The following is a 24,681-nucleotide window of genomic DNA, read 5'->3' as shown; positions in this document are numbered from 1 at the left end:
CGGTCGAACGGTTAGGGCGGGGGGTGATGGTTCAGGGGCGGTTTTCCAATATGGCGATTCGTGGGTCGGTCGAGCGCAGCCTTGCCGGCGCGCGTCCGCACGTGATCTCGGCGTGCGCGGCGATGGCATCGCCGGTGCACCGGGACCGCCGCAAGAACGCTCCGCGCCGTAGCGACGCTTTCACCGGATTCCCCGTACATCAAATCCGCACGGACGCGACGTTCGACCGGCCGCGCGCCGAATGTCAGGAGACCGCATGACCGAAGATCAGGCCCCGCACTCCGGCACCGGAGACGATGAGGGCGACGAGCATCGCCGCGCGGATGGGGCGGCGGAACAGGCGGCCAGCGGCGAGGAGAAACCGCAGAAGCCGTCTCTGCTCAAAAGCCCCTTGTTCTGGTTCGGCGTCATCGGCCTGGCGGCGGTGTTCGCGATCGTCGGCACCTTCTACTTCCTCGACGCGCGGCAGTATGAATCGACCGACGACGCCTTCGTCGATGCCCATATCGTGAGGATTGCGCCGAACGTCGCCGGCACGCTGATCCAGGTCGCCGATCTCGACAATCGCCACGTCACGCCGGGGCGGCTCCTCGCGGTGATCCAGCCCAACGGGCCCGAGGCGTCGCTCGCGGAAGCGCAGGCGAACGTCAGCCAGGCGCAGGCACAGGCCGAGCAATCGCGCGCGCAGGTCGTCGCCGCACAGGCCGCTGCCGCCAAGGCCGAGGAGCAGGCGCGGGGTCCACTCGCCGATGCCCAAAAGGCCGCGCAGGATCTCGCCCGCTATGAAGCGCTGCAGCGGATTGACCCACAGGCGATCGCTGGGCAACAGCTTGACGCGGCGCGTGCCGCTGCGCGGTCGGCCGCCGCCGCCGCCGATGCCGCCCGCCGCGAAATCACCAGCGCGCAAGCGCAGGTGGAGGTCGCGAGGCGGCAGGTCGCCGCGTCCGAGGCGGTGATCGGCGCGCGTCAGGCCCAGGTCAAGCAGGCCAATGTCACGATCGGATATCTCCGGCTGACCGCGCCCGTGGCGGGGCAGGTGGTCAACCGCCAGGTCAACGTCGGCTCCTATGTCGGGCCGGGCACGCAGTTGATGGCGATCGTTCCCGATCATGTCTGGGTCACCGCGAACTTCAAGGAAACGCAGCTCCGCGACATGAAGATCGGCCAGCCGGTCGAGATCAAGGTCGATGCCTATCCGGACATCAAGTTTCACGGCCATGTCGATTCGGTCCAGCGCGGCGCCGGGCAGGCGTTCGCGCTGTTGCCGCCGCAGAACGCCACTGGCAATTACGTCAAGGTCGTGCAGCGCGTGCCGGTGCGGATCGAATTCGACCGTGGCGGCAAGGACGCGCCGGATCCGCGCAAGTATCCGATCGGCCCCGGCATGTCGGTCGTTCCCACCGTCAAGGTGCGCTGAGCGTGGCGAGCGCCGCCCCGCGCAAGGACGGCTGGGATCCGACCCGTTCGGCGGCGGGTCCGTATAGCCCGTGGCTGATCGTGGCGCTCATCAGCGTGCCCACGTTCATGGAGGTGCTCGACACCTCGATCGCCAACGTCTCGCTCGATCACATCGCGGGTGGCCTGTCGATTTCGAGCGATCAGGCGACCTGGGTGCTCACCAGCTACCTCGTCGCCAATGCGGTCGTCATCCCGATCAGCGGATGGCTGTCGGACGTGATCGGCCGCAAACGCTATTTCATGATCTCGATCGCGCTGTTCACGATCTCGTCGCTCATGTGCGGCCTCGCGCCGAACCTGTCGACGCTGATCATCGCGCGCGTGTTTCAGGGGATCGGCGGCGGCGGGCTGGCGCCGGTCGAGCAGTCGATGCTCGCCGATACCTTTCCACCCGCGCAACGCGGCATGGCGTTCGCGGCTTTTGCCATCGTCGTCGTGGTGGGGCCGGTGCTCGGCCCTACCATCGGCGGCTACATCACCGAGACTTGGTCCTGGCATTGGGTGTTCCTCATCAACGTTCCGATTGGCATACTCTCGCTCATCGCGGTCAATATCTTCGTCGATGAGCCGGAGACGATCGTGAAGGACCGCGAGAAGCTGCTCAAGCGCGGCATCCGCATCGACTATATCGGCGTACTGCTGGTCGCACTGGGGCTCGGCTTCCTCGAGATCACGCTCGATCGCGGCGAGCGCGAGGACTGGTTCTCGAGCGGCTTCATCGTCGCAACCGCGGCCATCTCCGCCATATCGCTGATCGGGCTGATCCTGTGGGAAAGCCAGCACGACGATCCGGTCGTCGACGTGAAGCTGATGCGCAACCGCAACTTCGCGGCAACGCTGCTGGTGATGGGGCTGACTGGCATGATCCTGTTCAGCACGACCCAATTGATCCCGCAGATGCTCCAGCAGGTGATCGGCTACACGTCGTTCGACGCGGGGCTGGCGCTGACCGCAGGCGGGTTCATGACATTGGTGATGGTGCCGTTCGCCGGGCGGCTGAGCGGTGTCGTCGATGTCCGTTTCCTGTTGTTCCCGGCGATCCTCGGGCAAGCCTTCGCGCTATGGAACATGTCGCACCTCACCGCCGACATCAGCTTCTTCGACGCGGCGATGGCGCGGCTGTATCAATCGATGTTCCTGCCGTTCCTGTTCGTGCCCTTGAGCGCGGTCGCTTACACCGGGCTGCCGCAGAACAAGACGGCGCAAGCATCGAGTCTTCTCAACGTCGCGCGCAATCTGGGCGGGACGATCGGGATCGCGAGTTCGCAGTCGATGTTGGCGAACGCGATGCAGCGCCATCAGAGCGAATTGGTGCAGACGCTCAATCCGCTCGACTTCAACTATACCGATTGGCTCGCCAAGGCGCAGAGCGCCGTCGGCAGCGTGGGCGACACGACCACCCCGCTCGCACTGCTGTACAGTCAGGTCCAGCGGCAGGCGGCGATGCTTGGCTTCCTCGACGTGTTTCGATCGCTGATGGTTATCGTGCTGGTGGTCTCGCCAGCGGTGTTCTTGATGCGCCCCAGCAAGACCGGTGGCGGCGGAGGAATGGCGCATTGATCCGGAAATCCACGCTGACCGCTTTGACGGCGGCGCTACTTGCGGGCGGCTGTACGGTCGGTCCGAATTATCATGCTCCCGATATGCCGGTGCCCGCCAGCTTCGGCGAAGCGCAGGCGAAGCTGCCTGGCGCGGCGGTGGACCCGGCCCGCTGGTGGAGCGCGTTCGGTGATCCGCAACTCGACGGATTGGTGGAACGCGCGCTGAAGGGCAGCCCGAACATCGCCATCGCGGCCGCGCGCGTCCAGCAGGCGCGTCTCTCGGAAGTGGCTGCGCGTGGCGTGGGACGGCCGACGGTCGATGCCACCGCGAACGCCAGCCATATCGAGTTGAGCAAGAACAGCGGCATTTCGCAGATCGCTCAGTTGTTTTCGGGCGGTTCGTCTGGCGGCAGCGGTTCGAACAACGGGATCGCGCTCCCCGGCACCGGCATCACCACCTATGCTGCGGGCTTCGATGCGAGCTGGGAGATTGATTTGTTCGGGGGCGGTCGCCGTCAGGTCGAGGGCGCCGTCGCCCGCACCGAGCAAGCGGTGTGGAATCAGCGTGACGCGGCCGTAACGCTTGCCGCCGAAGTGGCGCAGGCCTATTTTTCGCTGCGGCTGGACCAGACCCAGATCGCGATCGTCACGGACGAGATCGCGCGCGAGAAGCGCGCACTGGCGATCGCCGGCCATGTCGCGCGCGCGGGCCTCGTTCCCCAGAGCGACGTGACCCGGCAGCGTGGTTCGCTGACCACGCTCGAGGCGCGGTTCGAACCGCTCAAGGCGGATGTGCGCACACGGATTCACGCGCTCGGCATTCTGATCGGTGAGGCGCCCGAAACGCTCGACGCCGAGCTGAGCGCGGCGCCTGGCGCGGTGCTGGGCTTGCCTGATGTGCCGGCCGGGCTGCCGTCCGATCTGTTGCGCCGACGTCCGGACATTCGCGCCGCCGAACGCAATCTGGCCGCCGCGACCGCCGATATCGGCGTCGCAGTCGCCGATCTATACCCCAAATTCCAGTTGACCGGACTGGGCGAGCTGCTTTCCACATCGCTCGGAAATCTGTTCAGCAGCGACAGTTTGCAGGCGAGCGTGACCGGCGGCGTCAATTTTCCGCTGCTCGATTGGGGGCGCCGCAAGGCGACTGTCGCGATTCGCAGGGCGCAGGCCGAGGAGGCATATGCGCAGTATAAGGCGACCGTGCTCGGCGCGCTGCGCGACGTCGAAGATCCGCTCGCCCGCATCGACGCGGAACGACGCCGCAACGCGGCGCTGAAGCGCGCGGTCAAGGATGAGGAGCGTAGCGCGCGTTCGGTCGAGGCGCGCTATCGCACCGGCTTCGTCGCGCAGGACGAATTACTCAACGCGCAAATCCGGGTCGCCTCGGCGCGCGAGCAACTCGCCGCCAGCGACATGCAATTGCGCGAGGATACCGCGTCGTTGTTCAAGGCGATTGGCGGCGGCTGGGATGAGGGGGCCCCGACGGCGCCGTAGCGCTCGGGCGGAGTTTTGACCTCCCCGGAACAGCCGGTAAGATACCGCGATGGACACGTCGCATATCGCCGCCGCCGCGCTCACGCACCTCGATCGGCTGATCGGGTTCGACACGACATCGCGCGATTCGAACCTCGCCTTGATCGGCTATGTCGAGAATTTCCTGTGGGAACATGGCGTCGCATCGCACCGTGTCGCCAACGACGATGGGCGCAAGGCCAACCTCTATGCGACGATCGGTCCGGCGGTCGAGGGCGGGGTGGTGCTGTCGGGACATACCGATGTCGTTCCCGTCGACGGGCAGGACTGGGCCAGCGACCCGTTCACGCTGACGCGGCGCGGAGACCGGCTGTACGGGCGCGGCACGTGCGACATGAAGGGCTTTATCGCGCTCGCGCTGGCGATCGTGCCGGAGGTGGCGCGCGGCAGCGTCGCGCGGCCGCTGCACCTCGCATTGTCCTATGACGAGGAGGTGGGGTGCCTTGGTGCGCCGTCGATGATCCGCGCCTTGGTACGCGATCTGCCGCCGCCGCTCGCGGTGATCGTTGGCGAGCCGACGAACATGGAGGTGGTGAGCGGCCATAAGGGCATCGCGAGCTGGATCGTGACGGTGCGTGGGCACGAGGCGCATTCGAGCCTGACCCATCTCGGCCTGTCGGCAAACATGGTCGCGGTGAAGCTGATGCACGCGCTCGGCGAAATCGCGGCGGATCTCGAGCGCGCCGCCGATCCGCACTCGCCCTATCATCCACCGCATGCCACGCTGACGATCGGCATGATCAACGGCGGCACTGCCGTGAACATCCTTGCGCGCGAATGCGTGTTCATGTTCGATCTTCGCACGCCCGCAGGCCACGACCCCAAGGCGATCATCGTGCCGTTCGAGGCGCTGTGCGCGGCTGAGGATGTGGCGATGCGTGCGCGTTTCCCCGATGCCGGGGTGGTGGTCACGCGGCGTTCGTTGACGCCATCCTTCGCGCTCCAGCCCGACAGTCCTGCCGAAGCGCTCGCGCGGCGCCTCGCGGGTGACAATGGCGCGCCGCGCGCGGTTTCCTATGCGGCCGAGGCGGGCCAGTTTCAGGAGGCCGGCTTTTCGACCATCATATGCGGTCCTGGCTCGATTGAGCAGGCACACCAGCCGGACGAGTATCTGGAGGTTGCGCAATTCGAGCGCGGCGTGGCGTTCATGGCCCGGCTCGACGAGGCGCTTAGATAAGGTCGGGGATACCTGATTTTAGCGAGCAATCGAGCGGCTGTGCCGCCCGGTGGTCCGTTTCAAGTTTCCCGAAATGAGACACGATCTCGATGCGCAGCATGGCCTCGGTTGGCCGATTTGATGGACTTGCGAGCGCAGGGCCACACGGGCGCCAGAGCTCTGGTAAGCGAAAATATAGCTGACTTGCGCGTATCGACCCATGTCAATGACGCTGCCAGGCGACTGCAAGTCCGCCCCGGCGAAATCCTAAGCTATTCCGAATGCAGGAATTTTTCGGGGTTTCGCCGGGCCGGGTCAGAAATTTACCAAGGACGGATACCTGCGCCGTAGACGAGCGCGAGAATGAAACGCAGCATTGCTTTCTCCCATTTGTGCCCAGTTGGGCCGGGTTATGCTTAACGAAAAATTAAGCATTTCACAATTTGGTTTCCGGCGCTTTCCCATATGTTGGGAGTGGTACTTAACGGTTCCTTCAAGGCTCGGGCGTAGGTTTGCGCGCATGGCGCGAGCTCTCCAGATCCAGCACGTCTTCGGCGCCTCGCCCGTTCCGCGTGGCGGCTTGCTCTCCGAACGCGGCGAGGCGCGCTCATTCGGCTCGGCGACCGGGGACGCCGCGGGCGGCAGCTACCAGCGCCCGAGTAGCAAACGGGAGGACATCCCGGCCGCGACATTGCCGTGGCAGATGATCGTGCTGGCCGAGATCACCAACTTCGCCGGATTGCGCCGCCACCTCGGCCGGCCCCGCGCCGATCGGCTGATTTTCGATCTCATCGGTCGCGCGTCAGATTGCGTCCCTGGCATCCGTTCGGTCGGAGCCGGGCGGACTATCGCGGAGCTCGAGCTCGGCGCGATCGATCTTGCGGCCATTGAGGCCACGGTGGAAGCACTGAGCGCCGCGTTCGACACACCGTTCGACCTTGATGGTGAGCTGCACCGCGTCGATATCGTGCTCGCCGCCGCAGCGGCACCGGCCGGCAGCACCGAGGATGTCCGGCTCGTAGAGGAAGCCGAAGGTGCGCTCGAACAGGCGCGTATCGAGCTTCGCCCGATCGTTCGCGATCTCTCCGCCGGCACCCCCGCATTTGATCGGCTCTCGCTGGTTCGCGAATTGCCGGCGGCGATCGCCAATGGCGAGATGTTCCTGCAATACCAGCCCAAGGTGCATGTTCGGCGTCAGGCGATATCGAGCGCGGAGGCGCTGATCCGTTGGCAACACCCGCGCCGTGGCTTGATCCTGCCGGGCGATTTCATCACCATCGCGGAAGAAGCCCGCCAGATCAGCGCGCTGACGCTTTGGACGCTCGATCAGGTGATCGCCGATCAAAAGACGCTGTGTGGCGATGGCCGCGACCTGACCATCTTTATCAACATCTCGGGCCAGTTGCTTGGCGATGCCGAGTTCGTCGCCGAAGCCTGTCGCAAGGTCGGCGCAGCCGGCGTTCGGATCGGCTTCGAGATCACCGAGACGGCGGTGATCCGCGATCCGCAGAGCGCCATCGCCAATTTGTGCCGATTCGACGACGTCGGCATCACTATCGCGATCGACGATTACGGAGCGGGGCTTTCTTCGCTGGCCTATCTCAAGCAGCTACCGGCGCGGGAGTTGAAGATCGACAAGATGTTCATCCTGCAACTCACCAGCAGCAACCGCGATCCGCTTATCGTGCGGTCGACGATCGATCTCGCGCACGCGCTGGAGATGGAAGTCACCGCCGAAGGAGTGGAGACGCAGGCCGCGCTTGCCCTCCTTTCGGTGATGGGCTGCGACATGGTGCAGGGATATCTCATTAGCCGTCCCGTCTCGATCGAGGCGTTCCGTCAGTTCCTGCGCGATGACAACCTTCAACTCGGCGGCGATCTCCGCGAAGCGATGTTCAAGCGCCCGGCGAGCTTCTGGCGCACCGGGTGAGCACGCGGTTCTGCAGGCTGCGGAATGAGCATTTAGCGGCATATTAACGATGATCGGCTAGGGCGGCACGATGAGCATCGCCATCCTCAATCGCGGGGCTAAGCGCCTCCTCTGCGCGATTATACTGTGGTGCGGATTGCTTCTGCACCCGGGCACGGCGCAGGCAGCCAGCGTCGGCGATCAGTTTGACGGCCTCGTGGCGGACGCGAAGGCGGCGATGCTGGTCAATCCGGCGCAGGCGATCGACAAGGCCAAGGCTGCTCAACAGGCCGCGAATGCGCTGCCCGGAAGCCGCCGCCCGACCGGCGTCGCCACCGCGCAGTGGCTCCAAGGAGAGGCCTATCTTCGGCTCGGTGATGTCGTGCATGCCCGCCCGCTGATCGACCAGGCGTTCGCCACGGCGTCAGCGGGGCCCGTGACCAAGCTGACCGGTGACATTCTGCTGTCGAGGGGAGGGCTTCACACCGCCACCGCTCAGGTCGCTGCGGCGCTCGCCGATTACCAGCAGGCTCACAACCTTTTTCGAGACCTCGGCGAGACGCGCAGCCGCGCAGTCGCGCTGCTCAGCATTGCGCTGTTGTACCAAGAGGCAGGTGACTACCAGAACGCCTTGCGCTATTCCGATCAGGCACGTGGCGTATACAGCGCCGATCCGCAATTGTCGCTTTCGATATTCAACAATCGCGGCATGGCCCTGAAGGAACTCGGCCGATTCGCTCAGGCCGAGCAACAGTTTCGCGAGGCCTTTGCGCTCGCCAGGACGATGCGCAGCCCGGCGTTGGAAGCTCGCGTACTGAGCAATATCGCGCGCAGCGAGCTTCGCGCCGGAAAGCTCGACGCGGCGGACCGTACTATCAGCCAAGGGCTGGCTTACCGCCGGCACGCTGAGGCTGCTTCCGAGACCGGCCAATTCTGGGTGCTGGCGGCACAGTCCGCGTTGCGGCGCGAGGACGCGGAGCGTTCGGTGGCACTCATCACGCACGCATTGGGTCAGGTGGATGCGTCTCACCCCACTTTGTCTGACCGTGAAGCGCACGAGACCGCCTACCAAGCCTTCAAACGCGTAGGTGACGAGAAGCAGGCGCTTTCGCATCTCGAGGCGCTCAAGAAACTGGACGACCAGACCTCCAAGCTCGCCGCATCGACCAACACGGCGCTCGCGGCCGCGCGGTTCGATTTCGCCAATCAGGAACTGCGCATCGCCAAGCTGCGCAACGATGACCTCGCGCGCACGAATGCCTTCGAACGCAGTCGCGCCGAGACGCAGCGGATGATCTTCGCGGGCGCCGCGATCGTGGCCATCATCATCGTCGCGCTGCTGGCGACCAGTCTGATCGTGATCCGCCGGAGCCGTAACGAGGTGCGGGCCGCCAACGTCGATCTCGCCGCGAGCAACGTCGCGCTCGCGAAGGCTCTCGCCGCCAAGACCGAGTTCCTCGCGACCACCAGCCATGAGATCCGCACGCCGCTCAACGGTATCCTCGGCATGACTCAGGTGATGCTGGCCGATGCGAGACTTGAAAGCGCGCTGCGCGACCGAATCGGCATCGTCCATTCCGCGGGCGTGACGATGCGCGCTCTGGTCGACGATATACTCGACGTGGCGAAGATCGAGACCGGCAACCTCTCGATCGAGCAGGCGCCGTTCGATCTCAAGGAGATGCTGCGCGATGTTTGCCGGCTGTGGCAGGCGCAGGCGCGCGACAAGGGGCTGAGTTTCGCCCTGAACCTCGATAATGCGCCACGCGGTATCGAGGGAGACGCGGCACGGCTTCGGCAGATCGTGTTCAATCTGCTGTCCAACGCCATCAAATTCACCGACGCAGGCACGATTCGGCTCACCGTCGCCACCGTCGCGCAAGACGCTGGCGAGCGGGTGCGGATCGCGGTGGCTGACAACGGCATCGGCATTCCTGCCGATAAATTGGGCCTGATCTTCGAGTCATTTCGACAGGTCGACTCTGGTACGACCCGCCGCTTCGGCGGCACCGGGCTGGGGCTTTCGATCTGCCGCAATCTCGCGCGCGCGATGGGCGGTGATGTCTCGGCCGAGAGCCTTGAGGGGCAGGGGTCGATCTTTACGGTCGACCTGCCGCTGGTTCGCGTCGCGGTGGCGGACTGTGCCGCCGAGCCGGGATCGAATGGCCTGCTGATCGTCGATCGCAACCCGATCACGCGCGCGATGCTGCGCACCGTGCTGGCGCCGCACGCCAGCGATGTGTCGTTCGCGGCCAGCGCGGAGGAAGCAGCCGGGCGGCTCGCCTTAGGGGGCATTGCACAGGTGTTGATTGACGACGCCACGGTCAAGGCCACTCAGGATGTGAATGCCGCACTTCGGGAGATTGGACGGGCCGCTGTGTCGGTAGGCGCCCGGACCACTTTGTTATGGTCTGACTCGAATGTGCAGGTTTATAGGCGAACCGAAGATACCGTGATCGATCAGCTCGTGGCCAAACCAATTTCGGGTGCGCGGTTGACCGAACTGATATACGGCCAAAGTGAGCGTAATCGGCCCGCAAGGGGGCTTGTAACGCGGGCGGCATGATCGGTAGTGAGCCTGTTATGAAGTGTGGACGGTCCTTTTCCCATCCTGTCGCCGGCCCCCGGCCATGAGGATCTTGTTTGTCGAAGACGATCCGATGAACCGGCGGGTCGTCAACGACATGCTCGACGTTGCGGGCGCCACGATGATCGGCGCCGAGTCCGCCGAGATCGGGCTGGCTTTGATCGACGAAGATGACTTCAACATCGTCCTGCTCGACCTGCGGATGCCCGGCATGGACGGCCTCACCGCGCTTGGCCATATTCGCGGACGAAAGGACGCGAAGGCTGACCTACCTGTGATCGTGCTCACCGCCGACACCGCGATCGACCTGCGTCAACGGTGCCTTGCCGCTGGCGCGGACGAGGTGTTGTTCAAGCCGGTCGCGATGGATTCGCTGTTTGACGCGATCGGGCGGATGCTTGCCAAGGGCGCGGGCGACGGCATGATCGGCTGAGCGCCTTCACGCGCTGGCGAACGGCGAGCCGAACTCGCCCATCCGCCAGCGCGACGCTCCGATTATGCTTCGTCGGTCGTCGGTTCGGCCAAGCCGACGGCTTGTTCGACCTTGTCGATTGCATCCTCGACCACCTTGGGCTTGCGCAGCGCGAACACCGCCGCGCCAGCGGCTGCCACCGCAGCCGCCGCGCCGCCCGCGATGGCGGCGGCGGACCAGCCGGTCTTCGCGGTGGCCTTCTTGGCCGCCGACGCTTTAGGCTTGGCCGGAGCCTTGGCGCGGGCGGGCTTGGGGGCAGTCTTCTTCGCCGCCGCGGGTTTCGTCGATGCTGGCTTCGTCCCTGCCGCCTTGGCTGCCGCCGGCTTGCGCGCCGTCGTCTTGGTGGTGGTTGCTGGCTTGGTGGTGTCGTCGGCCATCGCTCTGTCCTGCAATCGTTGAGCCCCCGTAACGCACGGATGGCCGCGAGTTTCCCTGCGGCTCAGCGGAACGGCGGCTCGTTGAACGCGCGCAGCTTGCGCGAATGCAGTTTAGCGCCCTCGCGGCGCAGTTCCTCGCACGCCTCGATGCCGATCTTGAGGTGCTCGGCGATCGCGCGCTCGTAGAAGCGGTTCGCTTGGCCGGGCAGCTTCAACTCGCCATGGAGCGGCTTGTCCGAGACGCACAGCAGCGTCCCATAGGGCACGCGGAAGCGATAGCCTTGCGCGGCGATCGTCGCGCTCTCCATGTCGATGCCAACCGCGCGACTGAGCGAGAAGCGCAGGGCGGATTTCGAATAGCGCAGTTCCCAATTGCGGTCGTCGGTGGTGACGATCGTGCCGGTGCGGAGCCGGCGTTTGAGTTCCTCGCCCGACTGGCCCGAAATCGTTTCGGCCGCGCGGGCCATCGCGAGCTGTACCTCGGCGATCGCGGGTACCGGAATTTCGGGTGGCAGCACATCGTCGAGAACATGGTCGTCGCGCAGATAGGCGTGGGCGAGCACATAGTCGCCAATCCGCTGGCTCGGCCGCAGGCCGCCGCAATGGCCGATCATCAGCCAGGCTTCCGGGCGCAGCACGGCGAGATGGTCGCAAATGGTCTTGGCGTTGGCCGGGCCGACGCCGATGTTGACCAGGGTTATGCCGGTGCCGTCGGCGGCCATCAGGTGATAGGCTGGCATCTGGTGCCGCCGCCACGCGCTGGTATCGGCCATGAACGCCTCGACGTCATCGCCGGCGCGCAGCATCACCCCGCCCGCGCCGGAAACCGCGATGAAGCGCGACCCTTCGCCAAGCTGGCCGAATGCCCAACGAATGAATTCATCGACATAGCGGTGATAGTTGGTGAACAGCACGAAACGCTGAACATGCTCGGGCGGCGTTCCGGTGTAATGTCGCAGCCGTGCGAGCGAGAAGTCGGTGCGCAGGCCGTCGAACAGCGCGAGCGGGCGGATGTCGTCCGGAATGGCGTACAGCCCGTCCGCGATCTCGTCACCAATATGGGCGAGCTCGGTCGCCGGGAAGTAGCGCGCCAGCTCGGCGGTGGAGACGGTGTCGAGCCGCAGCGCATAGCCCGCATCTAGAACATACGGGAACGGAATCTCCTGCCGCCCCGCGACCGCCTCGACCGAGACGTCATAATCCTCGATCAGCAGGGTGAGCTGCTCGGTCAGATATGCCGCGAACATCGCCGGTTTGGTGACGCTGATGCGATATTCCCCGGCCGATACCAGCCGCCCGAACGATCGGGGCGGCACCGTCGTCGCGCCGCCGTCATAACGGACGTGGATCTCGGGATAGGCGAAGCTGCCATCGCGGCGGCTCGCGGGATCGGGCACCGCGCCCGTTTCAAGATATGCGTTCAGCGCCGCCTGGAGCCGCGCCACCGAAGCGGCATAGAGCCGCTCCAGTTCGGCAACGATTTTCGCGGCGGGGGTGGGTGCTGTCGTCATCCACCGGGGCTAGAACAGCACCGTTACGCTGGCAAGACAGCGCGAGCGACGCCGTTCCAGAGCGTCAGGCTTTCGCCTTGCCCTTGGCGCCCTTTGCCGGCGCCTCTTCCTCTTCGAGCAGTTTCGAGACGCCGAAGGCGGCGCCCGCGACGGTCGCGGCAACGCCGGCGCCGATCGCGGCCGCGGCAACGGGATGCTCCTTCACCGCTTCGATCGTCGTCTCGACCGCCTGGCCGATCGCGTCCTTGGCCTGGCCGAGCAGCGAAGCCGACGTATCGGCAACGGTCTTGGCGGCTTCCTGCGCGGTCGCGCTCGCCTGATCGATGATCGATTCCGCGGTCGGCGTATTGGTGTTGCCGGTGTCTTCGGTTTTGGTGGTGTCGGTCATGGAACAACCCTCCTTGTGTCGCCCGATCAACGGATCGGGCGCGGCGGCGTTCCATGACCGCAATGATCGATCAGATTTCTTCGAGCAGGTGTTCGGCGGTGGAGACTTTGAACTCGCCCGGCGCCTCGACGTTGAGCTGCTCGACCACGCCATCGTTGACGAGCATCGAGAAGCGCTGGCCGCGCGTGCCCATGCCGAACTTGGACGCGTCCATCGTCAGGCCTAGCGCGGTGACGAAGTCGGCGCTCCCATCCGCGAGCATGGTGATCGCCTCAGCGCCCGAATCCTTGCTCCACGCCTTCAGGACGAAAGGATCGTTGACGGCGGTGCAGGCGATTTCATCGATGCCCTTCGCCTTCAATGCGTCAATCTTGTCGACATAGCCCGGCAGATGGCGCGCCGAGCAGGTCGGCGTGTAGGCGCCAGGCACCGAGAACAGCGCGACCTTGCGCCCCGCGAAATAGTCGTCGGAGTTGATCTGATCCGGGCCATCGGCCGTGACCTTGGTGAGCGTGACGCTGGGAATACGGTCGCCGACGGTGATCGTCATGGAAATCTCCTCGCAGTGGATCGTTGCCTAAGTCGCCGCTGCCGGGTGCCATTTCAAGCGTGACGCATGGTCACGCCGGGCTATGATTGGCGCGATGGAGACAGAAATGTACCTGACGGGACAATTGTTGCTCGCGCTGCCGGGGATTGGCGACCCGCGCTTCGAACGCGCGGCCATCGCGATGTGCGCGCATGACGAGCACGGCGCGATCGGGGTGGGCACCGGTGCGGTGATCGCCAACCTCGGATTGCACGCGCTGCTCGCACAGTTCGAGATCGAGCCTGGTGAGGCCCCCGACGCGCCGGTGCATTTCGGTGGACCGGTCGAGCCGCAACGTGGCTTCGTGCTTCACACGTCCGAATGGAGCGGTCAGGACACGATCGATGTCGCCGGGCGCTGGTCTTTGACAGGAACGATCGACGTGCTGCGCGCGATCGCCGAGGGCGGGGGGCCCAGCCGGTGGCTGGTCGCGCTGGGGTACGCCGGCTGGGGAGCGGGGCAGTTGGAGGGTGAACTCACGCGCCACGGCTGGTTCAACGCGCCCGCCGACGCCGATCTGCTGTTCGACAATCCCGCCGAGGCGCGCTGGGAGCGTGGCTTCACGCGGATCGGCATCGACCCGCGCTTGCTCTGTGGCGAGACCGGGCACGCGTGACGGCACACGCGATCAGACGCGCACCAGCGCATCGATCGCACCTTGCAGGATGTAGCTGGCGGCGAGCTTGTCGACTCGCTCGGCGCGCTTTGCGCGGCTGATGTCCTCGGCGATCATCTGCCGCTCCACTGCCTGGGTCGACCAGCGTTCGTCCCACAGCAGGATCGGCAGGCCGAGATCGGCGAGGTTGCGCGCGAAGGCACGGGTGCTTTGCGAACGCGGGCTTTCGGTGCCATCGAGGTTGATCGGCAGCCCGATCACGAGGCCGGTGACGTGCTGCTCGCCGATCATGGCGACGAGCGCGACCTTGTCGGCGGTGAACTTCGTGCGCCGGATCAGCAGCGCGGGAGACGCGAATGACCAGCCTGCGTCGCACAGAGCGGTGCCGATCGTCTTGGTGCCGACATCGAGCCCCAGCAGCCGGCCACCGGTCGGGAGCGCCTCGCGGAAGGCGGCGGTGTCGGTGGTGATCATAAAGGAACCCGTTCGTGCTGAGCCTGTCGAAGCACGTGCCCCGGAATACGTCCTTCGACAAGCTTAGGAGGAGCGGCTGACTGCGCCTGATACGCTGCCAACCGGCGCGCCGCATCGGCGCGGACGTTCGCCCAGAACAGGCTGTAATCGTAAACATGGTAGTTGTTGCCCGGCAACACGTATCCGCCCATCGGCGGCGGGGTGCCGATCATCAACAGGCCGCGCCCCTGACAGCGCGCGCCGACTTGCCCGGCGCTGATGGAGGCGGAGCTAAGGTCGCTCGTTGGCAGCAGCGTGCCGAGATTGGCGGCGGCGGGCGCGGTGGCGTCAGGCGTGCCGGTGATCGGGTTGGTGCAGATCATCGCCGTGCCGTTGCGGCGCGCGCCCGTGTAGCCGGTCGAGGCCCGTCGAACGTATCGAGGATCAGCGACGGGTCGGCCGGCTCGGCGAAGCTCTGCCACGATAGGATACAGCCGGGCTGATCTGCGCGGGTACATTCGGGCAGCCCCATCAGCGGCAGATCGGCGGTGCGGGACACCGGCCAACCGACGACATAGGCCGCGACGATCCGCTTCGCGAGCGGCGTGCCGGCAATCTTCTCATGCAGCAGCCGCGACAAATGCAGCCCGCCCTGGCTGTGGCCGGCGAGGATGATCGGCCGGTCGCCGGCTTCGCGCACGAACGCATCGAACGCGGCGACGACATCGCGATAAGCGAAGTCGAGCGCCTTTTGGGCATCGCCCTGAGACGTCAGGAAGGCGCCGAACGCGGCCTGTCGATAGCGCGGCGCCCAGACGGCGCCGACGCCGTTGAACGCGCTGGCTTGTCCTTTCAGGAAGATCGTCGCGCGCGCATTCGCCTCGGGATCGTCGAGCGGGGCGTTCCAATGGGTGCGCACGAGGTAAGACGTCGGGTGGATGAAGAACACCGCCGCGTGCGGCCGTGTGCCCGGCGTATAGCCCGGCGGCGTCCACAGGGCCGGGTTGCCGGCCTTGTCCGGCCGCGCGAGCCACATTTCAGCATCGTCATAGGATGGCGGCGGCGGCAGCGAGTCGACGCGGCCATCCGGCACCAGTGCCATCCGCATGAACAGCACCGGAAAGGCGTTGAGGGCGAAGCCGCCGGCCACCGTCAGCATGATGAGGACGGCGAAGGCGTACAGAAACTTTCGTGCCATCAGGCGGTGTCGTTCCATCGAGCGGGGCAGCGGAGCGCTGCGGCTGGCAAGGGGCCAAGGGTTGGCGCAAGGATGCGCGCGGCGCAATCGCCCGCGTAGAGGTTGATGGGTTCCGCTGGCGATGCTAGCCGCACGGCCATGTCAGTCGATATCGCCACCGTGAAGAAGATCGCGAGCCTCGCCCGCATCGCGATCACCGAGGAAGACGCCGCCCGGCTCGCGCCGGAGCTGGACAACATCATGGGCTGGATCGAGCAACTCGGCGAGGTCGATACCGCCGATGTCGCGCCGATGACCGCCGTGATCCCAAACCATCTGCGCCTGCGCGAAGATGTCGTGACCGATGGGAACGTGCGCGATCTCGTGCTGGCGAACGCGCCACAGGCGGAGCATGGGTTCTTCACTGTGCCCAAGGTGATCGAGTGACGGCGCTCTCCCGCGTCGCTCTAGCGAAAGCTGGGGTCTCGTGCCGCAGGGGCGCGCTCCGTTATGACCAGACCCCGGCTTTCGCCGGGGTGACGTATGTTGCCGGGAACTTCTTCGCATGACCGACCTTACCGATCTCGGCGTTGCCGCCATCCGCGACGGGGTACGCGCGGGCGGGTTTTCCGCGCGCGACGTCGCGGAGGCGTTCATCGCGCGGGTAAGCGCTGCCAAGCCGCTCAACGCTTTCCTCGTCGAAACCCCCGATCATGCGCTCGCCGCCGCCGACGCGACGGATGCCGCCAGAGCGGCGGGTGATACGCCCAAGCCTCTGGCCGGCGTGCCGATCGGCATGAAGGATCTGTTCTGCACCAAGGGCGTCCCCGCCACCGCCGCCAGTCTGATCCTGGACGGCTTCACGCCGACCTATGAGTCGACCGTCTCGGGCAAGTTGTTCGCGGCGGGCGCGGGGATGCTCGGCAAGCTCAACATGGACCAGTTCGCGATGGGCTCGTCGAACGAGACGAGTGCGTTCGGCAACGTCATCTCGCCGTGGAAGCGCAACGATGGCGGCAACGCCGCGCTGACGCCGGGCGGCTCGTCGGGTGGTTCTGCGGCGGCTGTCTCGGCGCGGCTGTGCCCGGGCGCGACCGGCACCGACACCGGCGGCTCGATCCGGCAGCCGGCTGCGTTCACCGGCATTGCGGGGATCAAGCCGACCTACGGCCGCTGCTCGCGCTGGGGCGTGGTGGCGTTTGCCTCCTCGCTCGATCAGGCCGGGCCGATGGCGCGCGACGTGCGCGACTGCGCGATCATGCTCGAGGCGATGACCGGTTTCGACCCCAAGGACGCGACCTCGCTCGATCTGCCGGTGCCGGCGTGGGAAGCGGGCCTGTCCGCCGATCTGCGCGGCAAGACCATCGGCATCCCGCGCGAGTATCGCGTCGAGGGCATGCCGCCCGAGATCGACGCGCTCTGGCAGCAGGGCATCGCCTGGATGAAGGACGCCGGCGCCGAGGTGATCGAAGTGTCGCTGCCGCACACCAGATACGCGCTCCCGGCCTATTACATCATCGCGCCCGCCGAGGCCTCGTCCAACCTCGCGCGCTATGACGGCGTGCGCTACGGGCTGCGCGATCTGCCCGAGGGCGCGAACCTGCAGGAAATGTACGCCGCGACTCGCGCCGCCGGCTTCGGCGACGAGGTGAAGCGCCGCATCATGATCGGCACCTATGTGCTGTCGGCGGGCTTCTACGACGCGTATTTCACCCAGGCCTCGAAGGTCCGCACCTTGATCGCGCGCGATTTCGAGCGGGCGTTCGAACAGTGCGATTACCTGCTCACGCCGACCGCGCCGTCGGCCGCGTTCGCGCTCGGCGAGAAGCAGGCCGATCCGATCGCGATGTATCTCAACGACGTGTTTACCGTACCGGCCTCGCTGGCCGGCCTACCCGCGATGAGCGTACCGGGCGGTCTCGACGCGCAGGGGCTGCCGCTCGGGTTGCAGATCATCGGCCGCCCGCTGGACGAGCAAGGTGTTCTGAACGCGGGCTTGGCGATCGAGCAGCGCGCGGGGTTCGTGGCGCGGCCGGAGGCGTGGTGGTAAGCGGCGAGTAGGCAGCCGCCGTGTCGATTTGGCCGGACCTGTTGGAACTGGCTGTGGATGTCGTCCAAATCGTCGCGGAACGGCTCCTGAAACGCCGTAATGACGCTCCTGCGCGTCGCCGAAATACGCCGCTGCCGCCACCTTGCCCGGTTAAGCGAGAACGCCACCCATTGTTCAGGCGAAGACGCCGATAGACAGGTATTACCTCTGGATGGTAATACTCGAGACATGGGCAAGCTGAGCAACCTCACGCAAAAGGGGCAAGTGACGATCCCGAAGGACGTCCGCGATGCGCTAGGTTTGAAGCCCGGCGAACCCGTCGAGTTCGACCGCAACACGGCGGGCGAAACGGTGATCCGCAAGCCGGTGGAGGATCGCGAAGCCAGGGTGCAGAAGATCATGGCGCGGATCGAGGCGACATCAGAGCGTTTCGCGCATCTGCGGGAGGGCAGGCCGACCGACGAGATCATGCGCGATATCCGCGGTGACGATCCGTTTCCGCCATGATGATGGCCGATACGAACGTGTTGATCGACATTCGCGAACGCGATCCCACCTGGCACCCCTGGTCGAAGCGCGCGCTGGCCATCGCGCAAATCGCCGATGATGTCGCGATCAGCGCAATCGTGTTCGGGGAACTTGCGGCCGGCGGGTCGAATGAAGCCGACATCGCGAGTTTCGTGGCCGATCTTGGCATCTCCATTAGCCCCGTGTCGCGGCGTGCTGCTTTTCAAGCCGGGCACGCGCAACGTGCGTATCGCGCTGCCGGTGGGGGTCGCGACAAGCTGCTCGCCGACTTTCTGATCGGCGCGCATGCCTTCGCCGAAGGTGCGACGCTGCTGACACGTGACCCGCGCCGATATCGTCGCTATTTCCCCGATCTACTTCTTGTGACACCCGAGACAGACCATGACTGAATCCACCTACACCATCACAGGCGAAACCGGCGATTGGGAGGTCGTGGTCGGCCTCGAAGTCCATGCGCAGGTCACGTCCAACGCCAAGCTGTTCTCGGGCGCGGCGACCGCGTTCGGGGCGGAGCCGAACACGCAGGTCAGCCTGGTCGACGCGGCGATGCCGGGGATGTTGCCGGTGCCCAACCGCGAGTGCATTCGCCAGGCGGTGCGCACCGGCATGGCGATCGACGCGCAGATCAACAAGTGGTCGCGGTTCGATCGCAAGAACTATTTCTATGCCGATCTGCCGCAGGGCTATCAGATCAGCCAGCTCTACCACCCGATCGTCGGCGAGGGTTCGCTCGACATCAGCCTCGACGAGAAGAACCCGGAGGGCAGCGTCAAGACTATCGGGATCGAGCGAATCCATGTCGAGCAGGATGCGGGCAAGCTGATGCACGATCAGCATCCGACTCGCTCCTATGTCGATCTCAACCGCTCGGGCGTGGCGCTGATGGAGATCGTCTCCAAGCCCGACATGCGCTCGCCGCAGGAGGCCGGCGCGTATCTCGCCAAGCTGCGCTCGATCCTGCGCCATGTCGGGTCGTGCGACGGCAACATGGACCAGGGCTCGATGCGCGCCGACGTCAATGTCTCGGTGCGCAAGCCCGGCGCCGAGTTCGGCACGCGTACCGAGACGAAGAACGTCAACTCGGTGCGTTTCGTTATGGCGGTGGTCGAGCAGGAGGCCAAGCGACAGATCGAGGTGCTCGAAAGCGGCGGGCGCATCGTTCAGGAAACGCGCCTCTACGATCCCGATCGCAACGAGACGCGCTCGATGCGGTCGAAGGAAGACGCGCACGACTATCGCTATTTTCCCGATCCCGATCTGCTCCCGCTCGAACTCGACGAGGCGTTCCTCGAGGAATGCCGCGCGAGCCTGCCCGAACTGCCCGACGCCAAGCGCAAGCGCTATGAGGCGGGCGGCATCACCCCGTATCAGGCGGCGGTGCTGACCGCAGAAGTCGAGGCGGCGCGCTGGTTCGATGCGCTGCTGGAGGCTGGCGCCAAGCCGGTAGCGGCTGCGAACTGGACGACATCGGAGCTGTTCGGCGCGCTCAATCGCACCGGCAAGAGCATCGAGGACTCGCCGGTCAGCCCGGCGCAGGCGGCGGAACTGCTCGGCTTGGTGGCGGACGGCACGCTGTCGGGTACGCTCGCCAAGCAGGTGTTCGAGATCATGCTCGAAACCGGGCAGGGCGCGGGCGCGATCGTCGAGGAACGCGGTCTCAAGCAGACCAGCGACACCGGCGCGATCGAGGCGGTGATCGCCGACGTGCTCGCCAAGAATGCCGACAAGGTGGCGCAGTATAAGGGTGGCAAGGAGGCGCTGTTCGGTTTCTTCGTCGGGCAGACGATGAAGGCGATGGGCGGCAAGGCCAACCCGCAGGTCGTCAACGAACTGCTCAGGACGGCGCTGGCATGATCCGGCGGCTGGTCGTGGCCGGACTGCTGGCGGCGCTTGCGCTGCCGGCGGCCGCGCAAACCAGCCCCGCGCCGCTCGCGACGCCTGCGCCCACCCTGCCGCGCGTGGCGCTGGAGACGAGCGCGGGACGGATCGTGATCGAGCTGGAGACGGTCAAGGCACCGGTCACCGCCGCCAATTTCCTGCGTTACGTCGATCAGAAGAAGCTCGATGGTGTCGTGTTCTACCGCGACGTCAAGGTCGCCGATCGCTTCGGCTTCATCCAGTTCGGCACCGACGGCGACGCCAAGCGCACGCTGCCGCCGATCAAGCACGAACCGACCAGCGAAACCGGGCTCCATCATACCGACGGCACGATCTCGGTCGCGCGGCTGGGCTTGGGCACCGCGCGCGGCGACTTCACGATCAGCGTCGGCGATCAGACCGCCTCGCTCGATGCCGGGCACGGCCAACCCGAGGACGGTCAGGGCTATGCCGCGTTCGGCCATGTCGTCGAGGGGATGGACGTGGTGGTGAAGATCCTCGACGCGCCGGTTTCGCCCACGGCGACCCGGCGCGGCGCATTTCAGGGGCAGGTGCCCGAGGCGCCGGTCACCGTGGTGAGCGCGCGGCGCGTGAAGGACTGACCCCGCCCGTTGCTCTGATCGTCGCCACACCCTAAACCCGTGCGATTGTATTTGCGGGGGTGAAGGTTGGCGGTTGAACGACCAAAGGGCTGGCGGCTGTTCGTCGCGGCGCTCAGGACACGAAAATCGGCGTCGATGCTGGCGCTGGGCTTCTCCTCGGGGTTGCCGTTCGCGCTGCTGATCGGCACGCTCAACGCGTGGCTGGGCGAGGTCGGCATCACGCTCGCGACGATCGGCGTGCTGTCGTGGATCGGGCTGGCGACCGCGTTCAAATTCCTGTGGTCGCCGCTGGTCGATCGGCTGCGGCTGCCGCTGCTCGGGCGGCTCGGGCGGCGCAAGAGCTGGATCGTGCTATGCCAGTCGATCATCATCATCGCGTTGCTCGGGCTGGTGACGACCGATCCGACCACGAATATCGCCCGTTTCGCGGCATTCGCCTTCCTCGGCGCGGTCGCGTTCGCGACGCAGGACATCGCGATCGACGGCTGGCGGATCGACGTTGCCGACGAGACGACTCCGGTCGAACTGCTCTCGGCGATCAACCAGCTCGGCTACCGGGTGGCGAGCATCGTCGGCGGCGCGATCGCACTCTACATGGCCTCACGTATGTCGTGGCCGACGGTCTATCTCGTCATGGCCGGGATCATGGCGGTGATGCTCCTCCTCGCGCTCGCCGCGCCCGATACGCAGCGCGCCTCGAATGCGGTGGTGGACGCGCTCGCGGACGCGGGCGAAGTGAAGCCGGGGCTGCGCGCGATCGCGCTGCTGATCGTCGGTGCGAGCTGGACGTGGGCGATCGTGTCGCTGGTGAGCTTCATGGTTTCGATGCTGGCCGAGCCGACGCCCGGTGTGCCGCGTCCGTCGCCCGCCGATTTCCTCAAGTTCTACGGCCCCGCGATCGTCGTCGCGACGGTGCTGGTGCCGCTTGGCGTCGCGGGCTGGGTCAATTGGCTCAAAGCGCGTGGGCATGGCGTGCAGGCTAAGGCGGATGTCACGCATTCGCCGCTGCGGACGGTTGCGAACCACCTCTACGGCGCGCTGATCGCCCCGCTCGCCGATCTCGCCGAGCGGCTCGGCTGGGGCGTGTTGATCGTGATCGGGCTGATCCTGACCTATGCGCTCTGCTACAACGTGTGGGCATCGTTCGCCTATCCGTTCTACCTCGATTTCCTGCACTACACGAAGGACGAGGTGGCATTCGCCTCCAAGGTGTTCGGTATCATCATGACGATCCTCGGCACTGCGCTCGGCGGGTTCCTGTTCGTCAAGGTGGGCCGCTTCCCTACCGTTCTGGTCGGCGCGATCCTGCCGATCTTCGGTAACTTCCTCTATGCCGATCTCGCCGATGGCTCGCCCTACATCGACATGGTGCTGGGCGCGCTCCAACTCGATCATCTCGCGGTCGCGCTCGGCAGCGACGAGCGGATGGCGCGGCTGCTGCTGGCGATCTGCTACGAGAACGTTTCGACCGGGCTCGCGCTCGCGGCGTTCGTTGCGTACCTCTCAAGCATCGTCAGCAAGAAGTTCGCCGCCGTGCAATATGCGGTGCTGTCTTCGCTGACCTTCCTGATCGGCTCGCTCGGGCGGGGCCTCGCCGGCGAGATGTTCGACAAACTCGGCTATGCGACGGTGTTCCGCTATGTCGCGGCGGTCGGGTTGCTGGCGATCGTGTTCGTGCTGCTCGAATGGTGGCGTGCCTCGCGAGTCGCGCGCGCGGCTGAAGTCGGGGGGACGGGGGAGGCCGCGTGACTGGCTGGCCGCCCCTCCTGTACATCGCGGGTGCCAGCATCGGCGTGCGTGCGGTGTTCTGGGTTATCGGGCGCTGGCTGGGGCCGAAGCCGGTTTCGCCGCACATCGCTCCACCAACGCCGAGCCGGACCATACCCCCCAGACCACCTCTCGGAGATTATCGCGTGTGCGCGGCCGCCTCCGCCGCGGCGAGCACGGCTGAATGCGGCGGGAAGTCGCCGAAGTTCACCCCCGCCCGATCGGACGCCCCGCATCCGCGAACGCCGCCGCCACCGATGCGGTGCTCGCAAGCACGCCCTCCGGGCGACGCATGCCGAGCAGGTCGGCGAGCAGCAGCGCCGCCGCCGCCGGTTCGCGTTCGACGCGGGCGACCACGGTGAGCATCGCCGCCTCGGCGTGGGTGATGCGTGCGAAGCAGCACGGCGCGATCGCGATGGTCGCGCCGGTATGGGTGGCGATGTCGTCCATCAGCGCGCGCATCAGCATCAGGGGGCGGCGATAGGCGGTGCCGAACGCCCGCAGCATCGCGTGCGCCGCGACAGCATCGTTCAGCCCATGCGCGCCCATTCGGCGGAAGGCGAACAGGAACAGCCGTGCATGGTCGCAATCCGGCATGTCTTGAAGCGTCAGCGCGGTGGTCGGGGCGATCGTCATCAACTGCTCTCCTGCGATGCGGAGAGATTGATGCTTCAGCTATTGCAAGTCAATCGCAATTAAGTCGGGCGCTCGTCGTTCGCATTCAGCACGTCGCCGGCAAGATACAGCGAGCCAAGAACCAGCACGATCGGAGGCTCCGCCGGGTCGGCGATCCGCGTGATATCGGCGAGTGCGGCAGGAACATCCTCGGCGGTATGCGCGGCGATGCCGAGTGAACGCGCTGCCGCAGCGAGCGTGGCGGGGGCGTGATGCTCGTGATCCGGGACGGGTACCGCATAGACGGTGGTCGCGAGCGATGCGAAAGGGGCGAGCAGCCCGGTGACATCCTTGTTCGCCAGCATGCCGAGCACGAGATGTACCTCGGCGCGTCCGGTACCGGGATGCGCCAGCGTTTCCAGGGTCGTCGCGATCGCGCCCGCCGCCGCCGGATTATGCCCGCCGTCGAGCCAGAGTTGGCTCCCCGGCGGCAGCAGATCGACGAGCGGCCCTGGCGCGAGACGCTGCATCCGCGCTGGCCACGCGGTATCGCGTGCCGCCGCGCGATAGGCTTGCGTGGGGATGTCGAGCGCGCGCTGGTGGCGCAGCATCGCGGTCGCGAGCGCGAGATTGCCTGGCTGGTGCGGCCCGGCCATGCGCGGCAGCGGCAAAGTGAGAACGCCGGCCGCGTCCTCGTAGCGAAGCTGGTCGCCGACGCTGTAGCGCCAGTCTCGGCCGAGTGCGATCACCGGCGCATGGGCACGCGCGGCGGCGTGCTCGATTCGCTCGGTCACGCTCGGCGCATACGCCATCGTCACGAGCGGTACCCCAAGTTTGGCGATGCCTGCCTTCTCGCCGGCGATGTCCTCGGCAGTGTTCCCGAGGAACGCCTGATGATCGATACCGAGCTGCGCGATGCCGGTGACGGCGGGGGCGGGGATGACGTTGGTCGCGTCGAGCCGACCGCCCAGGCCCACCTCGATGATGCACGCGTCCGCTGGCGCGCGCGCGAAGGCGAGGAAGGCGGCGGCGGTCGTCACCTCGAAGAAGCTCGCGCCGATGCCGTCGGCTCCCTCTCCGGCCGCGTCGAGCACCTCGGACAGCAATACGGCGAGCGCTTCGTCGTCGATCAGCCGCCCGGCGATGCGAACACGTTCATTGAAGCGGACGAGGTGGGGACTGGTGTAGACATGCACGCTGAGGCCCGCCGCCTCGATCGCCGAGCGCAGGAACGCGCAGGTCGAGCCCTTGCCATTAGTACCGGCGACGTGGAGGACCGGCGGCAACCGTATATGCGGGTCGCCGAGCCGCGCGAGCAGGGCGGTGATCCGCTCCAGCCCCAGGACGTCCGCACCCGGCGACAGCGCCCATAGCCGGTCGAGTTGGGCCTGTACGGCAGGCGCGGAGGAACTGGCGTGATCGGGCATATAGACGACCTGACGCCCTCTCCCACGGGGAAGAGGGCTTCCCT

23 protein-coding genes and 1 pseudogene are annotated in these 24,681 nt (G+C 66.2%); 16 read left to right on the top strand and 8 right to left on the bottom strand.

Features of this window, described 5'->3' with window-relative positions:
- Positions 1-26 precede the first annotated feature (26 nt).
- The 8 genes from PX554_RS11250 to PX554_RS11215 all read left to right on the top strand — a co-directional run bounded on the left by PX554_RS11250 (position 27) and on the right by PX554_RS11215 (position 10,620).
- Positions 27-260 carry a hypothetical protein gene (locus tag PX554_RS11250; RefSeq protein ID WP_275501749.1) on the top strand — a complete coding sequence of 78 codons (234 nt, stop codon included), beginning with the start codon at positions 27-29 and terminating at the stop codon, positions 258-260.
- Complete coding sequence (locus PX554_RS11245; RefSeq protein WP_275501747.1) at positions 257-1,417, top strand: HlyD family secretion protein; 1,161 nt, start codon at positions 257-259, stop codon at positions 1,415-1,417. The genes PX554_RS11250 and PX554_RS11245 overlap by 4 nt, the downstream gene beginning before the upstream one ends.
- A 2-nt stretch (positions 1,418-1,419) precedes the next feature.
- Positions 1,420-3,018 (top strand): DHA2 family efflux MFS transporter permease subunit, encoded by a 1,599-nt coding sequence (locus PX554_RS11240; RefSeq protein ID WP_275501745.1) that lies wholly within the window; start codon positions 1,420-1,422, stop codon positions 3,016-3,018.
- Positions 3,015-4,496 carry an efflux transporter outer membrane subunit gene (locus PX554_RS11235; protein ID WP_275501744.1) on the top strand — a complete coding sequence of 494 codons (1,482 nt, stop codon included), beginning with the start codon at positions 3,015-3,017 and terminating at the stop codon, positions 4,494-4,496. Before PX554_RS11240 ends, PX554_RS11235 begins: the two co-directional genes overlap by 4 nt.
- 49 nt (positions 4,497-4,545) lie before the next feature.
- Positions 4,546-5,712, top strand: a complete 1,167-nt coding sequence (gene argE / locus PX554_RS11230; RefSeq protein ID WP_275501742.1) for an acetylornithine deacetylase — start codon at positions 4,546-4,548, stop codon at positions 5,710-5,712.
- A 499-nt stretch (positions 5,713-6,211) separates the two neighbouring features.
- Complete coding sequence (locus PX554_RS11225) at positions 6,212-7,621, top strand: EAL domain-containing protein (protein ID WP_275501741.1); 1,410 nt, start codon at positions 6,212-6,214, stop codon at positions 7,619-7,621.
- Between the two features lie 70 nt (positions 7,622-7,691).
- Entirely contained in the window at positions 7,692-10,166 is a 2,475-nt protein-coding gene (locus PX554_RS11220; RefSeq protein ID WP_275501739.1) for an ATP-binding protein, read from the top strand.
- A gap of 64 nt (positions 10,167-10,230) precedes the next feature.
- A complete protein-coding gene (locus PX554_RS11215; protein WP_093219913.1) occupies positions 10,231-10,620 on the top strand; it encodes a response regulator in 390 nt (129 codons plus the stop codon).
- 62 nt (positions 10,621-10,682) lie between these two features.
- On the opposite strand, the gene PX554_RS11210 is transcribed toward PX554_RS11215, so the two are convergent.
- From PX554_RS11210 to PX554_RS11195, 4 genes are all read right to left on the bottom strand, one after another.
- Positions 10,683-11,036, bottom strand: a complete 354-nt coding sequence (locus tag PX554_RS11210; protein WP_275501735.1) for a hypothetical protein — start codon at positions 11,034-11,036, stop codon at positions 10,683-10,685.
- A 62-nt stretch (positions 11,037-11,098) separates the two neighbouring features.
- Entirely contained in the window at positions 11,099-12,547 is a 1,449-nt protein-coding gene (locus tag PX554_RS11205) for an AMP nucleosidase (protein WP_275501732.1), read from the bottom strand.
- 64 nt (positions 12,548-12,611) lie between these two features.
- On the bottom strand, positions 12,612-12,935 hold the full coding sequence (locus PX554_RS11200) for a hypothetical protein (RefSeq protein WP_275501730.1): 324 nt from the start codon (positions 12,933-12,935) through the stop codon (positions 12,612-12,614).
- Positions 12,936-13,005: 70 nt separating this feature from the next.
- Entirely contained in the window at positions 13,006-13,485 is a 480-nt protein-coding gene (locus PX554_RS11195; RefSeq protein ID WP_275501728.1) for a peroxiredoxin, read from the bottom strand.
- Positions 13,486-13,579: 94 nt separating this feature from the next.
- Here PX554_RS11195 and PX554_RS11190 point away from each other — a divergent pair, with 94 nt between their 5' ends.
- Positions 13,580-14,140, top strand: coding sequence for a YqgE/AlgH family protein (locus PX554_RS11190; protein WP_093221695.1), 561 nt, complete (start codon positions 13,580-13,582; stop codon positions 14,138-14,140).
- A 12-nt stretch (positions 14,141-14,152) separates the two neighbouring features.
- Here PX554_RS11190 and ruvX read toward each other — a convergent pair whose 3' ends face one another.
- Entirely contained in the window at positions 14,153-14,614 is a 462-nt protein-coding gene (ruvX, locus tag PX554_RS11185) for a Holliday junction resolvase RuvX (RefSeq protein ID WP_275501723.1), read from the bottom strand.
- Positions 14,611-15,791 (bottom strand): annotated as a pseudogene (locus tag PX554_RS11180) (DUF3089 domain-containing protein). The gene ruvX and the pseudogene PX554_RS11180 overlap by 4 nt, the downstream one beginning before the upstream one ends.
- Positions 15,792-15,929: 138 nt before the next feature.
- On the opposite strand from PX554_RS11180, the gene gatC reads away from it, so the two are divergent.
- The 7 genes from gatC to PX554_RS11145 all read left to right on the top strand — a co-directional run bounded on the left by gatC (position 15,930) and on the right by PX554_RS11145 (position 22,577).
- Positions 15,930-16,217: an Asp-tRNA(Asn)/Glu-tRNA(Gln) amidotransferase subunit GatC gene (gatC, locus tag PX554_RS11175; RefSeq protein ID WP_093219894.1), complete on the top strand. Its 288-nt coding sequence runs from the start codon at positions 15,930-15,932 to the stop codon at positions 16,215-16,217.
- A gap of 118 nt (positions 16,218-16,335) precedes the next feature.
- A complete protein-coding gene (gene gatA, locus PX554_RS11170) occupies positions 16,336-17,820 on the top strand; it encodes an Asp-tRNA(Asn)/Glu-tRNA(Gln) amidotransferase subunit GatA (protein ID WP_093219891.1) in 1,485 nt (494 codons plus the stop codon).
- A gap of 99 nt (positions 17,821-17,919) precedes the next feature.
- Positions 17,920-18,327 carry an AbrB/MazE/SpoVT family DNA-binding domain-containing protein gene (locus tag PX554_RS11165; protein WP_256326019.1) on the top strand — a complete coding sequence of 136 codons (408 nt, stop codon included), beginning with the start codon at positions 17,920-17,922 and terminating at the stop codon, positions 18,325-18,327.
- Positions 18,324-18,737, top strand: coding sequence for a type II toxin-antitoxin system VapC family toxin (locus PX554_RS11160; protein WP_093219886.1), 414 nt, complete (start codon positions 18,324-18,326; stop codon positions 18,735-18,737). Before PX554_RS11165 ends, PX554_RS11160 begins: the two co-directional genes overlap by 4 nt.
- On the top strand, positions 18,730-20,202 hold the full coding sequence (gene gatB, locus PX554_RS11155) for an Asp-tRNA(Asn)/Glu-tRNA(Gln) amidotransferase subunit GatB (RefSeq protein WP_275501719.1): 1,473 nt from the start codon (positions 18,730-18,732) through the stop codon (positions 20,200-20,202). Before PX554_RS11160 ends, gatB begins: the two co-directional genes overlap by 8 nt.
- Positions 20,199-20,828, top strand: coding sequence for a peptidylprolyl isomerase (locus PX554_RS11150; protein ID WP_275501717.1), 630 nt, complete (start codon positions 20,199-20,201; stop codon positions 20,826-20,828). The genes gatB and PX554_RS11150 overlap by 4 nt, the downstream gene beginning before the upstream one ends.
- 66 nt (positions 20,829-20,894) lie before the next feature.
- Positions 20,895-22,577, top strand: a complete 1,683-nt coding sequence (locus PX554_RS11145) for an AmpG family muropeptide MFS transporter (protein WP_275501715.1) — start codon at positions 20,895-20,897, stop codon at positions 22,575-22,577.
- 225 nt (positions 22,578-22,802) lie between these two features.
- Here PX554_RS11145 and PX554_RS11140 read toward each other — a convergent pair whose 3' ends face one another.
- Both PX554_RS11140 and PX554_RS11135 read right to left on the bottom strand, forming a co-directional pair.
- Entirely contained in the window at positions 22,803-23,231 is a 429-nt protein-coding gene (locus PX554_RS11140; protein WP_093219878.1) for a DUF6628 family protein, read from the bottom strand.
- Positions 23,232-23,290: 59 nt separating this feature from the next.
- Positions 23,291-24,637, bottom strand: a complete 1,347-nt coding sequence (locus PX554_RS11135; RefSeq protein ID WP_275501712.1) for a bifunctional folylpolyglutamate synthase/dihydrofolate synthase — start codon at positions 24,635-24,637, stop codon at positions 23,291-23,293.
- Between the last annotated feature and the right edge of the window lie 44 nt (positions 24,638-24,681).

This window comes from Sphingomonas pollutisoli, assembly GCF_029167165.1.
Taxonomy (GTDB): domain Bacteria; phylum Pseudomonadota; class Alphaproteobacteria; order Sphingomonadales; family Sphingomonadaceae; genus Sphingomonas; species Sphingomonas pollutisoli.
The sequence above is the reverse complement of the archived record's forward strand: the minus strand, read 5'-3'. Positions and strand labels throughout refer to the sequence as shown.

Bases quoted from the DNA above. Each gene is read 5' to 3' on its own strand.
- PX554_RS11250 (WP_275501749.1), top strand. From the start codon at position 27: ATGGTTCAGGGGCGGTTTTCCAATATGGCGATTCGTGGGTCGGTCGAG.
- PX554_RS11150 (WP_275501717.1), top strand. From the start codon at position 20,199: ATGATCCGGCGGCTGGTCGTGGCCGGACTGCTGGCGGCGCTTGCGCTG.
- PX554_RS11220 (WP_275501739.1), top strand. From the start codon at position 7,692: ATGAGCATCGCCATCCTCAATCGCGGGGCTAAGCGCCTCCTCTGCGCG.
- PX554_RS11165 (WP_256326019.1), top strand. From the start codon at position 17,920: ATGACGCTCCTGCGCGTCGCCGAAATACGCCGCTGCCGCCACCTTGCC.
- gatA (WP_093219891.1), top strand. From the start codon at position 16,336: ATGACCGACCTTACCGATCTCGGCGTTGCCGCCATCCGCGACGGGGTA.
- PX554_RS11190 (WP_093221695.1), top strand. From the start codon at position 13,580: ATGGAGACAGAAATGTACCTGACGGGACAATTGTTGCTCGCGCTGCCG.
- gatC (WP_093219894.1), top strand. From the start codon at position 15,930: ATGTCAGTCGATATCGCCACCGTGAAGAAGATCGCGAGCCTCGCCCGC.
- PX554_RS11200 (WP_275501730.1), bottom strand. From the start codon at position 12,935: ATGACCGACACCACCAAAACCGAAGACACCGGCAACACCAATACGCCG.
- argE (WP_275501742.1), top strand. From the start codon at position 4,546: ATGGACACGTCGCATATCGCCGCCGCCGCGCTCACGCACCTCGATCGG.
- PX554_RS11205 (WP_275501732.1), bottom strand. From the start codon at position 12,547: ATGACGACAGCACCCACCCCCGCCGCGAAAATCGTTGCCGAACTGGAG.
- PX554_RS11195 (WP_275501728.1), bottom strand. From the start codon at position 13,485: ATGACGATCACCGTCGGCGACCGTATTCCCAGCGTCACGCTCACCAAG.
- ruvX (WP_275501723.1), bottom strand. From the start codon at position 14,614: ATGATCACCACCGACACCGCCGCCTTCCGCGAGGCGCTCCCGACCGGT.
- PX554_RS11210 (WP_275501735.1), bottom strand. From the start codon at position 11,036: ATGGCCGACGACACCACCAAGCCAGCAACCACCACCAAGACGACGGCG.
- PX554_RS11160 (WP_093219886.1), top strand. From the start codon at position 18,324: ATGATGATGGCCGATACGAACGTGTTGATCGACATTCGCGAACGCGAT.
- PX554_RS11140 (WP_093219878.1), bottom strand. From the start codon at position 23,231: ATGACGATCGCCCCGACCACCGCGCTGACGCTTCAAGACATGCCGGAT.
- PX554_RS11245 (WP_275501747.1), top strand. From the start codon at position 257: ATGACCGAAGATCAGGCCCCGCACTCCGGCACCGGAGACGATGAGGGC.
- PX554_RS11215 (WP_093219913.1), top strand. From the start codon at position 10,231: ATGAGGATCTTGTTTGTCGAAGACGATCCGATGAACCGGCGGGTCGTC.
- gatB (WP_275501719.1), top strand. From the start codon at position 18,730: ATGACTGAATCCACCTACACCATCACAGGCGAAACCGGCGATTGGGAG.
- PX554_RS11225 (WP_275501741.1), top strand. From the start codon at position 6,212: ATGGCGCGAGCTCTCCAGATCCAGCACGTCTTCGGCGCCTCGCCCGTT.
- PX554_RS11135 (WP_275501712.1), bottom strand. From the start codon at position 24,637: ATGCCCGATCACGCCAGTTCCTCCGCGCCTGCCGTACAGGCCCAACTC.